This window comes from Mesorhizobium sp. 1M-11 (assembly GCF_001303895.1).
In the GTDB taxonomy this organism is placed as follows: Bacteria; Pseudomonadota; Alphaproteobacteria; order Rhizobiales; family Rhizobiaceae; genus Mesorhizobium.
In genome coordinates this window covers 76069-88281 of sequence record NZ_LJSD01000011.1, presented here as the reverse complement: position 1 = coordinate 88281, position 12213 = coordinate 76069, and the positions used below count along the sequence as shown (strand labels likewise).

14 protein-coding genes are annotated in these 12213 nt (G+C 61.2%); 9 read left to right on the top strand and 5 right to left on the bottom strand.

Annotated features, from left to right (window positions below; translation table 11 throughout):
• Window positions 1–9: 9 nt before the first annotated feature.
• Window positions 10–1341: a dihydroorotase gene (locus AO692_RS04145; protein WP_054309432.1), complete on the top strand. Its 1332-nt coding sequence runs from the start codon at window positions 10–12 to the stop codon at window positions 1339–1341.
• A 103-nt stretch (window positions 1342–1444) separates the two neighbouring features.
• Here the strand turns inward: AO692_RS04145 and AO692_RS04140 are convergent, their stop codons facing one another.
• From AO692_RS04140 to AO692_RS04125, 4 genes are all read right to left on the bottom strand, one after another.
• Window positions 1445–2194: a hypothetical protein gene (locus AO692_RS04140; protein WP_244483279.1), complete on the bottom strand. Its 750-nt coding sequence runs from the start codon at window positions 2192–2194 to the stop codon at window positions 1445–1447.
• Between the two features lie 151 nt (window positions 2195–2345).
• Complete coding sequence (locus AO692_RS04135) at window positions 2346–2603, bottom strand: hypothetical protein (RefSeq protein ID WP_054308776.1); 258 nt, start codon at window positions 2601–2603, stop codon at window positions 2346–2348.
• 139 nt (window positions 2604–2742) lie between these two features.
• Window positions 2743–3120, bottom strand: a complete 378-nt coding sequence (locus AO692_RS04130) for a TIGR02301 family protein (protein ID WP_054308775.1) — start codon at window positions 3118–3120, stop codon at window positions 2743–2745.
• A 47-nt stretch (window positions 3121–3167) separates the two neighbouring features.
• On the bottom strand, window positions 3168–3593 hold the full coding sequence (locus tag AO692_RS04125; RefSeq protein WP_054308774.1) for an NUDIX hydrolase: 426 nt from the start codon (window positions 3591–3593) through the stop codon (window positions 3168–3170).
• A gap of 129 nt (window positions 3594–3722) precedes the next feature.
• Here AO692_RS04125 and AO692_RS04120 point away from each other — a divergent pair, with 129 nt between their 5' ends.
• The 8 genes from AO692_RS04120 to rarD all read left to right on the top strand — a co-directional run bounded on the left by AO692_RS04120 (window position 3723) and on the right by rarD (window position 11500).
• Window positions 3723–4508 carry an SOS response-associated peptidase gene (locus tag AO692_RS04120; protein WP_054308773.1) on the top strand — a complete coding sequence of 262 codons (786 nt, stop codon included), beginning with the start codon at window positions 3723–3725 and terminating at the stop codon, window positions 4506–4508.
• Window positions 4509–5110: 602 nt separating this feature from the next.
• Window positions 5111–6547: a cysteine--tRNA ligase gene (gene cysS / locus AO692_RS04115; RefSeq protein WP_054308772.1), complete on the top strand. Its 1437-nt coding sequence runs from the start codon at window positions 5111–5113 to the stop codon at window positions 6545–6547.
• Window positions 6544–6927, top strand: a complete 384-nt coding sequence (locus tag AO692_RS04110; protein ID WP_054308771.1) for a VOC family protein — start codon at window positions 6544–6546, stop codon at window positions 6925–6927. The genes cysS and AO692_RS04110 overlap by 4 nt, the downstream gene beginning before the upstream one ends.
• Window positions 6927–7418, top strand: coding sequence for a GFA family protein (locus AO692_RS04105; RefSeq protein WP_054308770.1), 492 nt, complete (start codon window positions 6927–6929; stop codon window positions 7416–7418). Before AO692_RS04110 ends, AO692_RS04105 begins: the two co-directional genes overlap by 1 nt.
• The gene (locus tag AO692_RS04100) at window positions 7415–7891 is read left to right on the top strand and encodes a GFA family protein (protein ID WP_054308769.1); all 477 of its coding nucleotides are present in this window, start codon (window positions 7415–7417) and stop codon (window positions 7889–7891) included. Before AO692_RS04105 ends, AO692_RS04100 begins: the two co-directional genes overlap by 4 nt.
• Window positions 7888–8844 (top strand): prolyl aminopeptidase, encoded by a 957-nt coding sequence (gene pip, locus AO692_RS04095; RefSeq protein ID WP_152979710.1) that lies wholly within the window; start codon window positions 7888–7890, stop codon window positions 8842–8844. Before AO692_RS04100 ends, pip begins: the two co-directional genes overlap by 4 nt.
• Window positions 8841–10463 carry a citramalate synthase gene (gene cimA, locus AO692_RS04090; RefSeq protein WP_200911705.1) on the top strand — a complete coding sequence of 541 codons (1623 nt, stop codon included), beginning with the start codon at window positions 8841–8843 and terminating at the stop codon, window positions 10461–10463. Before pip ends, cimA begins: the two co-directional genes overlap by 4 nt.
• 128 nt (window positions 10464–10591) lie before the next feature.
• On the top strand, window positions 10592–11500 hold the full coding sequence (gene rarD, locus AO692_RS04085; protein ID WP_054308767.1) for an EamA family transporter RarD: 909 nt from the start codon (window positions 10592–10594) through the stop codon (window positions 11498–11500).
• A gap of 15 nt (window positions 11501–11515) precedes the next feature.
• Here the strand turns inward: rarD and AO692_RS04080 are convergent, their stop codons facing one another.
• Window positions 11516–12127 carry a TIGR00730 family Rossman fold protein gene (locus tag AO692_RS04080; protein ID WP_054309430.1) on the bottom strand — a complete coding sequence of 204 codons (612 nt, stop codon included), beginning with the start codon at window positions 12125–12127 and terminating at the stop codon, window positions 11516–11518.
• Window positions 12128–12213 lie beyond the last annotated feature (86 nt).

Genomic DNA, 12213 nt, shown 5'->3' with positions numbered 1-12213 from the left:
CCGGAGCGGATGGCAGTGACCTATGACCTCATCCTCAAGGGCGGCATTGTCGTCAATCATGATGGCATCGGCCAGCGCGACATTGGCGTGAATGGCGGCAGGATCGCCGCAATCGGCGACCTTGCTGCCGCTTCCGCGGGGAAGACCGTTGATTGCAGTGGCCTGCATGTGCTGCCGGGGGTTGTCGACAGCCAGGTTCACTTCCGTGAACCGGGCCTCGAGCACAAGGAAGATCTCGAGACCGGTTCCCGTGCTGCGGTTCTGGGTGGCGTGACCGCCGTCTTCGAAATGCCCAACACCAATCCACTGACCACCAGTGAGGCTACGCTCGTCGACAAGGTCAGGCGAGCCACGGGACGCATGCATTGCGACTTCGCCTTCTGGGTCGGCGGTACGCGCGACAATGCCGGCGACGTTGCCGAACTGGAGCGGTTACCGGGCGCTGCCGGCATCAAGGTGTTCATGGGCTCGTCCACCGGCGATTTGCTGGTTGAGGACGACGAAGGCGTAGCCTCCATCCTGCGCAATACGCGCCGCCGCGCGGCGTTCCACTCGGAAGACGAATTTCGCCTACGCGAGCGCCTCGGCATGCGAATCGAGAACGATCCGTCTTCGCACCCGATATGGCGCGACGAAATCGCGGCCCTCCAGTGTACGGAGCGCCTCGTGCGGATCGCCCGCCAGACCCGCGCGCGCATCCATGTTCTTCACATCTCTACCGCGGAAGAGATCGCTTTCCTCGAACAGCACAAGGATGTCGCCACCTGCGAGGCGACACCGCACCATCTGACGATGAGTTCGGATGATTATGCACGCCTTGGCACCCTTCTGCAGATGAATCCGCCGGTGCGCGCCGCGCGCCACCGCGACGGCATCTGGCACGGCATAAGCCAAGGGGTTGTCGATGTACTGGGCTCCGATCATGCGCCGCATACGTTGGCCGAGAAGGCAAAACCCTATCCGGCCTCGCCGTCAGGTATGACCGGCGTGCAAACGCTGGTTCCGATCATGCTGGATCACGTCAATGCCGGCCGGCTCACCTTGGAGCGCTTCGTCGATCTCTCCAGCCACGGCCCGAACCGCATCTTCGGCATGGCGCGCAAGGGGCGCATAGCCGCCGGCTACGATGCCGATTTCACGGTCGTGGACATGAAGCGACGCGAAACCATCACCAACGCCCAGGCGGGCTCGCGCGCCGGCTGGACGCCTTACGACGGCAGGGAAGTCACCGGCTGGCCGGTAGGCACGATCATTCGGGGCACCCGCGTCATGTGGGAAGGCGAGATTGTCACGCCGTCGCAGGGCAGGACGGTCGAATTCTCGGAAGCTGTTGTCGCCTAGCTGTGTTTGGCGGGACCGTTCGTCTCGTCTTCTGGCTGTATCGTCACCGCGTCTCGCGATGAGTGTTACCGCAGTCGCTGCGGTTACAGAGGGGAGGCTTTGCTCAATCGCCTGCCACGAAGAAGGTCCAGCGGCCCTGCGGGGTGATCCCCACCCGATAGAAGATGTAGGTGCCGTACTGCTTCATGTCCTCATAGTCGCCGGCGGTGACGATCTTGAAGAGCTCCACCCGCTGCTTGGCATCGAGCTTGGCCAACGGATAGGCGAAGAAATAAGGCCAGACGTAAAGTTCCTGCGGCGTGCCTGGGTCCAGTTGCACATAACCCGCGTCCAGAACTTCCTGCAGGATAGCCAGGATTTCCTGGCCCTCGGTGTCGCCAGACAAACCTTTGAGGAAGGCGATCGAGTCGCCCTCGATGTCGGTCAGCGAAAGCTGCGTGAGCGAATCGCCGGTACCGATCAGCGGGCGAAGCTTCTCAATGTCGCCGGTCTTGCAGGCCTCGATGATCAGTTCGCGCATGCGCCGTACCGGTTCCGGCAGTTTCGCGAGATCGTACTGCACAGGTGGCAACGACGCAGTGGGATCGATCTGGGGCCGGGCGAGATTACCACTGCCTTCTCCGGGCTTGGCAGGTTCGACCTGCTCGGGCTCGTCCTGCCCCGGTGGTGTTGTCTTTTGGGCTGGCGGAACGGTCTGGATCGGATCCGGCAACGGCACGACACCGGGTTTTGGTGCCTCGGGTCCCATCTGCTGACGTTTGCCGGGGACCTGAACGTCATCGCGTCTGATTTCGCTGAGCGCGAGGGCTGGCCGAGATGTCGTCAGCAGGATCGAAGGGATCGCAAACGTCAGCGCGAGGAAACCAGCGCCGAACGCCAGGCCACGGGGTCTGTCGAAGGACGAAAATTTCACCGGCCGCCTCTCCATGCTGCCGGGCAAGGCCCGGTCGGTATGCCGCCGCGCGGCGGAAAGGCTATTCCGCCGGTCGGCGCCGGGCGTCGGTTCAGTGCCGCACTTGGTCGGGTTCGAACACCCCAGCAATCACCTTTTCACGCATCCTGTCGAGCAGGGCAAGGGCTGCGGTTTCGCCATTGGCGCGCAGCATCTCGCAAAAGGCGGTTTCCAGTGCTGCCTCCGCGATGATATCCGGCTCGATACCCGCAGAAAGCCCTTCGGCCCATGCTTCGCTATGGCTTTCGACTGCGGTCAGGCGCTTTTCTTCCCTGACGAGGGCATCGATATCGCTGGCTGTGTGTCCCATACGCAACTACCACCCTTATTCAAGCGGCGACCCTTCAAATGAGGATCAAACTTGACCCGTCCCTTTAATGTCCCATTAAGGTTCCTACCACAGGACTTTGGTGCTGTGCTGCCACAATGGTGAAAAAGTTAACAGCTCGCTAATTGCCGTAGCGCGACGCGATGTCGCGCGAGAGCTTCTCGCCCTCTTTCATGTATCGGCTGATGGCCTCACTGGCCGAAGACGTGCACTGTGTGTAGGTGCTGCCGAACGAACGGTAGCCCCTGTTGAATGCTGCGATGAAGCGCGCCCGCCGTTCCGGATCGGGATTTTCGGAATCCAGAAGCTTCTGCATCTCATCTCGCCACTGGTCTCCCTTTTCGCCGCAGAGGTTGCGCAGGAAATGCAGGGATCCCAAAACCTCCGCCAGCCGCATCAGCCCAGGCTCGAACGGCGCTTCGGCAGCCGCGGCTGGTTGCGCCGGAGCGGTCACAAATAGGGCGATGCCAAGCAAGAGAGGGAGGAATGGGCGGATCATAAGCCTTTGTGAAGAAACAATTTGTCTGCTGCAAGGCGTTCTTGAGCTTAGCCCAACGGCTTTTTCTCCGGCTGCAGCAGGTCCCTGGCAACGGAAAAGACGGAACCGGCCAGCGGCATCGCTTCCATCTCGGCAAGAGTATAGAAGGCGGCCGTTTCGGCATCATCGTCGGCCCTGGCTTCGCCTCCGATATAGCGGGCGCCGAACACCGTCAGACGATAATCGACCGGGTGGCCTTCGGCGGAACCGTCGATGAATATTTCGATCAGCGGGCGAAGATCGGCAGCCTCGAGGCCGGTCTCTTCAAGAAGCTCCCGTTCCGCTGCTGCTTCCAGGCTTTCGCCGGCCTCTACCTTGCCGCCAGGAAAGGCATAGACTCCCTTCGAAGGCGGCCTGGCCCGCTTCACCAGAAGCACCGTGTCGCCATGGACGACCGCCACGGAAACCGACGGTATGGTTTGCCTGTGGGTCATTTCTCCGCGTCTTCCGATGTTTGCCAGACCGCGCGATGGCTGTGGATCGCGCTTCCAAACCGAGCTTTAGCGGTTGCGGCGACGCGCTTCCACCACCACTTTCGGGGCCAGACAGAAATGAGATGCGCCATGTGCGGACGTTTTGCCCTGACCGCGACGCCGGACCAGACCACGACCTTCCTGGGGTTGGATGATATCGAGCCCTTTCCGGCGCGCTATAACATCGCGCCCACGCAACCCATCACGATGGTGCTTTCCGGTGCTCCGAAGGCGCCCGGTTCGAACCGTTCCGACCGCACTTCCATGCTGGTCCGCTGGGGGCTGATACCGACCTGGGTCAAGGACACGCGTCAGTTTCCGCTTCTCATCAACGCGCGCTCCGAAAGCGCGGCTGAGAAAGCCTCCTTTCGTACCGCTATGCGCCATCGCCGCACCCTGGTGCCGGCCAGCGGTTTTTATGAATGGCGGCAGACCGGTAACAGGAAAGGACAGGCTTATTGGGTGAGGCCGAAAAACGGCGGCATCGTCGCCTTTGCCGGGCTCATGGAGACCTATGCGGAACCTGGCGGCTCGGAGATGGATACCGGCGCCATCATGACCACGACCGCAAATGCCGACATCGCCCATATCCACGACCGCATGCCGGTCGTGATCCATCCTGAGGATTTTTCGCGCTGGCTGGATTGCCGAGGCCGGGAGCCACGGGATGTCGCCGATCTCCTGCGCCCGGTCGAGGAGGGGTTCTTCGAGGCGATCCCGGTTTCGGACCTCGTCAACAAGGTCGCCAATTCGGGTCCGGAAATCCAGGAGAGGTTTGCCGTGTCGGCTGAGGACGTCACGGCCGGGCAAAAGCCGGCCAAACCGGGGCGCAAGAAACCCGGTGGCGACGATACCGAACAGATGTCGCTATTCTAGTCTCTCGCGCCGAGCGAGCATCGCTCGTCAGCGGCGGTCTGCGCCCACAGACTGTTTGTTCAGGCCGCGCGTGGCGAAGTTATCTTGTGCGCGGGCTTTTTCTTCTTAGCCGTGTGGAGCAAGGCCGCCACGATCGCCGCCGGGCCGATTGCCCGATATTGGCTGGCGAGTGTCGGTTGCTTCGCTCGACTGGCTTCCTGCTTGCTGCGTGGCATTTCGACTTCCCCAAGGTCAAGGTCACTGGAAGGCGCTGCATTTGATGGCCGATTCCGACCAAATCGTGGCGTTTTCCACGTGAGCCGACGAATATTATAGCACTGAACGCACATACTTAAGAAAATGTTTCTTCGAGCCCTTTGCTGTCGCCAAAGCGACTTGCGGGCGAAAGTTGCGACTTGACGGCAACACGGGCGAGCGCGATAAAGCCGCCCATGAGAACGTCTTTCGCCATTTGTGGCATCTGCATTATTGGCTAGCGCTCGCGCTGGTCTGGACGTTTTCGCCTCAATTTTCTCTCTGAGTGGACAACGCCCCGGCCAGCAGGCTGGGGTTGGATTGTGCGCGAAAATGCGCTGCGGCCGGATCGGTCGGGAAGGGGATGAATGTCTGAGGGCTCGAAGGGCTTGCGCCTCTACAATACGTTGAACAGGGCGAAGGAGGATTTTGTCCCCATCGATCCCGCCAATGTGCGCATGTATGTCTGCGGCCCGACCGTCTACGACTTCGCCCACATCGGCAATGCCCGACCGGTGATCGTCTTTGATGTCCTGTTCAGGCTGCTTCGCCATGTCTATGGCGCCGAGCACGTCACCTATGTGCGTAACATCACCGACCTCGATGACAAGATCAACGCACGCGCCTTGCGCGATTTCGGCAACGATATCGCTTCAGGGAAGCTGTCGCTCAACGAAGCGATCCGGCGGGTAACCGAGAAGACCGCGGACCAGTTCCACAAGGACGTCGCTACGCTCGGCTGCCTTGCGCCGACATATGAGCCGCGTGCCACCGAATTCGTGGAGCCGCGTTCGGACGGCAGGACCGATATGATCGGACTGATCCACCAACTGATCGATCGCGGTCACGCGTATGAGGCGGAAGGCGAGGTGCTGTTCGATACTGCGTCCATGCCGGACTATGGCGAACTGTCCAAGCGCCCGCTGGACGAGCAACAGGCCGGCGCCCGCGTCGCCGTCGACGCGCACAAGAAGAACCCCGGCGATTTCGTCCTGTGGAAGTTGTCATCGGCGGAAGAGCCCGGCTGGCGCAGTCCGTGGGGCAGGGGACGGCCCGGCTGGCATATCGAATGCTCGGCCATGAGCGCGGCCTATCTCGGCGAAATCTTCGACATCCACGGCGGCGGGTTGGATCTCATTTTCCCGCACCACGAAAACGAGATCGCGCAATCGCGCTGCGCTCACGGCACCGACGTGATGGCCAAGGTGTGGATGCACAACGGTTTCCTGCAGGTCGAAGGACAGAAGATGTCCAAGAGCCTGGGCAATTTCTACTCGATCAACGAACTCCTGGAGACGGAGACGTTCGGCGGCCGCAAATGGCCGGGCGAGGTGCTGCGCCTTGCCATGCTGATGACGCACTATCGCGAGCCGATCGATTTTTCGGTTCGCAAGCTGGAAGAGTCCGAGAACACCCTGCGCAAATGGAAGCGTGCGGCCGATCTGGCGGCCGGCGAGGCAGGCGACGTTCCGCAAGCCGTTATCGAGGCACTGGCGGATGACCTCGGTACGTATCAGGCCTTTCAGGTGCTGACGCAGCTCGCGGCGGATGCTGCCGAAGGAAACGCCGCCGCGGCAAGCCTGAAGGCGGCGTTGCAATTCCTTGGGTTCAGTCTTGCGACTGCGGTCATTGACGAGCAGGCTGTTTCGAAGACCATTGCAGAGCGCCTAGCTTTCATCGCAGCCAAGAACTGGGCCGAAGCAGACCGCATCCGTGATGCATTGCTCGTGCAGGGTATCCAGTTGAAGGATGGAAAGGATCCTGTGACGGGCGAGCGGGTGACCACCTGGGAGGTGAAGAGATGATCGACCATACCGGCATTTCCGTCGTCGATTTCGAAGTGGCGAAGACGTTCTACGACAAGGTGATGGCGCCACTTGGCGCTTCGCTGCTCTATATGGTGCCGGAACAGTACACGGGTGGCGCCAAGGTTGGTGGATATGGCCGCGACCGGCCGGTGTTCTGGCTGCATGAGACGACCACACCGGCGCCCGGCCGCCACTATGCCTTCACCGCCGGCAGCCGTGCCGCTGTCGATGCCTTCCACCAGGCCGCACTCCTGGCGGGCGGCAAGGACAATGGAGCTCCAGGACTGCGCTCGCACTATCACGAGCACTATTATGCCGCCTTCGCTTTCGATCCCGACGGCAACAACATCGAAGCCGTTTGCCATAGGCCCGCGTGATGAGCCTCGACAACAAACCCACTTATACCGGCGGATGTCAGTGTGGCGCAGTACGTTTTCGCGTCGAGGGCGTGCTTGGCGAAGCCTCGATCTGCCATTGTCGCATGTGCCAGAAAGCGAGCGGCAATTTCTACCAGCCGCTGGTTTCCGTCGGCGGTGCCAGCTTGACGTGGACGCGCGTCGAGCCGAAGCTTTTCCAGTCCTCCAGTTTCGCCAAGCGCGGCTTTTGCCCGGAATGTGGTACGCCACTGACTTTTGAGGCTCCCGATGGCATCGCGCTGGCGATCGCGGCCTTCGATCACCCGGAAGAAATTCCGCCGACGATCCAGTGGGGAATCGAGGCGAAGCTGCCTTACGTCGATGCCATTCCCTCGTTGCCCGGCGGGGCAACGGAAGACGATCCTGTTTCGGTGCCATTCATCACCTCGATGGTGAACTACCAGCATCCTGATCACGACACCGCAACCTGGCCCCCGGAGGACAGATCATGACCGATGCCATCAGAACCGGCGGCTGCCAGTGCGGGGCAGTGCGATTCCGCATACGCGGTGAGCTAGGGCGCGCCTCCATCTGCCATTGCCGCATGTGCCAGAAGCAGTTCGGCTCGTTCTTCGGTGCATTCGTCACCGTGCCTTCGGCAGGTGTCGAATGGGTGCATGAGGAGCCGAGCTATTTCCAGTCTTCCGTCAACATCGCACGCGGCTTCTGCAGCCGTTGCGGCACGCCGATGACCTACAAGAGCCCAGATGGGCTGGAGATTTCGATCGGCAGCTTCGACGACCGTTCCGATCTCGCGCCGAAACATCAGGTCAACTACGCCTCGCGGTTGCCTTGGGTCGAGAAGATCTTCGAAGCGCCAGTCCACCAGAACCCTGACTATTATGCCCGGCAGGAGCACGTCATCTCCTTCCAGCATCCCGATCGCGAAACCGAAAACTGGCCTGAGAAGGGGCTGAAACTGTGAGTTTGGAATTGCGTACGCTTTATCCTGAGATCGAACCGTTCGAGACCGGCACGCTGGATGTGGGCGACGGCCATCAGGTCTATTGGGAAAGGGTAGGTACCAAGGGCGCCAAGCCTGCCGTCTTCCTGCATGGCGGGCCTGGCGGCACGATTTCACCGAACCATCGGCGTCTGTTCGATCCGAAGCTCTACGACGTGATCCTGTTCGATCAGCGCGGCTGCGGCAAATCCACGCCCAACGCGTCGCTTGAGGCGAACACGACCTGGCATCTGGTCGACGACATCGAGCGGCTGCGCGAGATGGCCGGCTTCGACAAATGGCTGGTCTTCGGTGGATCCTGGGGATCGACGCTGTCGCTGGCCTATGCCGAAACGCATCCTGATCGCGTCAGCGAACTCGTGGTGCGCGGCATTTACACGCTCACCCGTGCCGAGCTCGAGTGGTACTACCAGTTCGGGGTCTCGGAAATGTTCCCGGACAAGTGGGAGCGGTTTCTCGCGCCGATCCCTGAAGAAGAGCGCGGCGACATGATGGCGGCCTACCGCAAGCGGCTGGTGGGCAGCGACCGCCAGAAACAGGTCGAGGCGGCCAAAGCCTGGTCTATCTGGGAGGGTGAGACCATCACGCTCCTGCCTGAACCGGCGACCAGCGACCCATTCGCACAGGATGACTATGCAATCGCGTTCGCCCGCATCGAGAACCACTATTTCGTCCATGCCGGCTGGCTGGAGGAGGGGCAGCTTCTACGTGATGCCTACAAGCTGAAGGATATCCCCGGCACCATCATCCATGGCCGCTACGACATGCCGTGCCCAGCGAAATATGCCTGGTTGCTGCACAAGGCCTGGCCGAAAGCCGATTTCCACCTCATCGAAGGTGCCGGACATGCATATTCGGAGCCGGGCATCCTCGACAGCCTGATCCGGGCAACGGACAAATACGTCGGTAAATGACCATGCAACGCGACCGCCTCTACCTCTTCGACACGACGTTGCGCGACGGCCAGCAGACGCCGGGCATCGATTTTTCGGTGGAGGACAAGATTGCGATCGCGGGCTTGCTGGACGAATTCGGCGTGGACTACGTCGAGGGTGGCTATCCCGGCGCCAACCCGACCGACACCGAATTCTTCACAAAAAAACGCACGGCGCGCTCGAAGTTCGTTGCCTTCGGCATGACCAAACGTGCCGGCGTCTCGACTTCCAACGATCCGGGCCTGGCCGCGCTGGTGCAGGCGCGCTCGGATGTCATCTGTTTTGTGGCCAAAAGCTGGGACTATCACGTCCGTGTCGCGCTGGGCTGCACCAACGAGGAGAATCTCGAGGCGATCCGGGCTTCCGTGGCGGCGGCGGTTGCCGCCGGCAGGGAGGCGATGGTCGACTGCGAGCATTTCTTCGATGGCTTCAAGGCCAATCCGGAATATGCCTTGGCCTGCGCCAGGTCGGCCTATGAGGCGGGGGCGCGCTGGGTGGTGCTGTGCGATACCAATGGTGGCACCCAGCCATCCGAAATTCGCGCGATCGTCGAAAAGGTGATCGCCGCCGGCATCCCGGGCCATCATCTGGGAATCCACGCCCATGACGATACTGGGCAGGCCGTGGCCAATTCGCTCGCTGCCGTTGAGGCAGGGGTGCGACAGATCCAGGGCACGTTGAACGGCATCGGCGAGCGCTGTGGCAACGCCAATCTCGTGACGCTGATCCCCACCCTGATGTTGAAGCCGGCCTATCGCGACCGTTTCGAGACCGGCATCTCGCCGGAGCAACTGGCCGGCATTTCACGCCTTTCCCGCGCTTTCGACGAGTTGCTGAACCGGGCGCCCGAGCCACAGTCGCCCTATGTCGGCTCGTCTGCCTTCGCTACCAAGGCTGGAATTCATGCTTCGGCTCTGATCAAGGAGCCGCAGACTTATGAACATGTACCACCGGAAGCCGTTGGCAACCGTCGCCGTGTCATGGTCTCCGATCAGGGTGGCAAGGCCAATTTCCTCGCCGAGTTGAAGCGGCGCGGCATTGAGGTGCCGAAAGACGACGCGCGACTCGACGCGCTCATCGCCGTTGTGAAGGAACGTGAGGCAGAAGGTTACGCTTACGAGGGCGCCGATGCCTCGTTTGAATTGTTGGCGCGCAAGATGCTGTCCGGCCTGCCGGAGTTCTTCGCCGTAACTTCGTTTCGCTGCATGGTCGAGCGACGGTTCGATGCCAACGGCCAGTTGAAGACCGTCTCTGAAGCCATCGTGAAGGTCATGGTGGACAATGAGGAGAAGATGTCGGTGGCCGAAGGCCACGGTCCGGTCAATGCGCTGGATCTCGCGCTGCGCAAGGATCTTGGCAAATATCAGAACGAGATCGCCGACCTCGAGCTCGCGGACTTCAAGGTGCGTATCCTCAACGGTGGTACCGAGGCGATCACCCGCGTGCTGATCGAATCGCACGATTCCACCGGCGCGCGCTGGTGGACTGTGGGCGTGTCGGAAAACATCATCGATGCCTCGTTCCAGGCTCTGATGGACTCCATCATTTACAAACTGATGAAGAACCGTGAGATGGCGGGACTGGTCGCGGCGGAATAGGGATGTCGACGTCCGCATACCCTTCGCCGGAGCGACACGCGATCTCGCGCAATCCATCAGCGAAAGTCCATGATGCATCAGAATTAGTTGATGGTCTTGGCGCGGTCGCTGGCGCATAGGTTTGGGCCATGACCACCCAGACTGTACCAATGAATGTGGATTCTGGTGCGCGCCGCGGTTTTATCCTGGCCCTGTGCGCTTATCTTTTATGGGGGCTTTTGCCCTTCTACATGAAGGCAGTGGCGCATCTGCCGCTGGCTGAAGTCGTCGCGCACCGCATCATCTGGTCGGTGCCGATCGCGGCCGCCGTGCTGATCTGGCTCGGCCGTACAGCCGATTTCAAGGCGGCGCTGCGTTCGCCGCGGATGCTGGCGATGGCGGCGCTGACGGCGACGCTGATCACAATCAACTGGAGCATCTACGTCTGGGCGATTGCCGTCGACCGTACTGTCGAGACAGCTCTGGGCTATTACATCAACCCACTCGTCAACGTTCTGGTCGGCGCGCTGCTGCTTGGTGAGCGCTTGAACCGGCTTCAGATCGCGGCGGTGGCGCTGGCGGCAATTGCGGTGATTGTGCTCACCGTCGAAGGCGGCACGCTGCCCTGGGTTTCACTGGCGCTGGCCTTCTCGTTTGCAGCCTACGGATTCTTCCGCAAGACACTGCCTATTGGTCCCAGCCAGGGATTTCTCCTGGAGGTGCTGATCCTCTCCATCCCGGCCCTTGCTTACGTCATTTGGCTGGCGCTGAAGGGGGAGGGGAATTTCGCGGCTGGCAATACGACGGACACGTTGCTGTTTATGGGCAGCGGCATCGTCACCGCCGTCCCGCTGCTGCTTTTTGCCTTCGGCGCCAAACTTCTGCGCCTCTCCACCATCGGCATCATGCAGTACATCGCGCCGACGATCGTGTTCCTGATCGCCGTCTTCATCTTCGGCGAGCCGTTCGACACGACGAAAGCCGTTGCTTTCGGCCTCATCTGGGCAGCTCTGGCAATCTACACATGGTCCATGCTGGCCGCGAGCCGGCGCGGCTGAGCAGGCCGCCGGCCCTCACATCTTGTCGATGACGGAAGTGATGCCGCTGGTTGGCGCATCGACGGCAGCACCCGTGGCAAGGATGGTAGCGACGATTTTCTCGGGGTCTTCCACCACCAGGGGCCTCACATTGTGGGCCGTATGGATGAAGCCCTCAGACGCCATGTGATCGATCAATGCCAGCATCGGATCCCAGAAACCCTTGATGTTGGCGAACACGATCGGCTTGCGATGATGGCCGAGCTGCGCCCAGGTCATGATCTCGACGATCTCCTCGACTGTGCCGATGCCACCCGGCAATGCCACGAAGGCGTCAGATTCCTCGAACATCCTGTGTTTGCGCTGATGCATGTTTTCGGTGACGACCAGCTCATGCAGCCGGTCAAGCGCGCTTTCCGTCGCTTCCCTCGTCATGAGGAAGCGCGGGATGATGCCCATGACCTTGCCGCCCGAGCGTATGGTGCCTTCGGCGACCGCGCCCATGATACCCTTGGTGCCGCCGCCATAAACCAGGCGCAGGCCCGAGCGGGCAAGGGAATGGCCGAGCTGTCGTCCGGCTTCGAGATAGACGCCATCGCGGCCGGGCGATGAGCCGCAATAAACACAGACGGATCGAATCGTGTTCATGGATGGATTGGTGATGCTGTATGCGAGCTCGGTCAAGCCTTCAGACGGGCTTTTTCTTGTCGGGTCTTCGAAAAGCAGCTAGACCA

Bases quoted from the DNA above. Each gene is read 5' to 3' on its own strand.
- AO692_RS04125 (WP_054308774.1), bottom strand. From the start codon at position 3,593: ATGACCCACAGGCAAACCATACCGTCGGTTTCCGTGGCGGTCGTCCAT.
- cimA (WP_200911705.1), top strand. From the start codon at position 8,841: ATGACCATGCAACGCGACCGCCTCTACCTCTTCGACACGACGTTGCGC.
- cysS (WP_054308772.1), top strand. From the start codon at position 5,111: ATGTCTGAGGGCTCGAAGGGCTTGCGCCTCTACAATACGTTGAACAGG.
- AO692_RS04110 (WP_054308771.1), top strand. From the start codon at position 6,544: ATGATCGACCATACCGGCATTTCCGTCGTCGATTTCGAAGTGGCGAAG.
- AO692_RS04145 (WP_054309432.1), top strand. From the start codon at position 10: ATGGCAGTGACCTATGACCTCATCCTCAAGGGCGGCATTGTCGTCAAT.
- AO692_RS04135 (WP_054308776.1), bottom strand. From the start codon at position 2,603: ATGGGACACACAGCCAGCGATATCGATGCCCTCGTCAGGGAAGAAAAG.
- AO692_RS04080 (WP_054309430.1), bottom strand. From the start codon at position 12,127: ATGAACACGATTCGATCCGTCTGTGTTTATTGCGGCTCATCGCCCGGC.
- rarD (WP_054308767.1), top strand. From the start codon at position 10,592: ATGACCACCCAGACTGTACCAATGAATGTGGATTCTGGTGCGCGCCGC.
- AO692_RS04100 (WP_054308769.1), top strand. From the start codon at position 7,415: ATGACCGATGCCATCAGAACCGGCGGCTGCCAGTGCGGGGCAGTGCGA.
- AO692_RS04105 (WP_054308770.1), top strand. From the start codon at position 6,927: ATGAGCCTCGACAACAAACCCACTTATACCGGCGGATGTCAGTGTGGC.
- AO692_RS04130 (WP_054308775.1), bottom strand. From the start codon at position 3,120: ATGATCCGCCCATTCCTCCCTCTCTTGCTTGGCATCGCCCTATTTGTG.
- AO692_RS04120 (WP_054308773.1), top strand. From the start codon at position 3,723: ATGTGCGGACGTTTTGCCCTGACCGCGACGCCGGACCAGACCACGACC.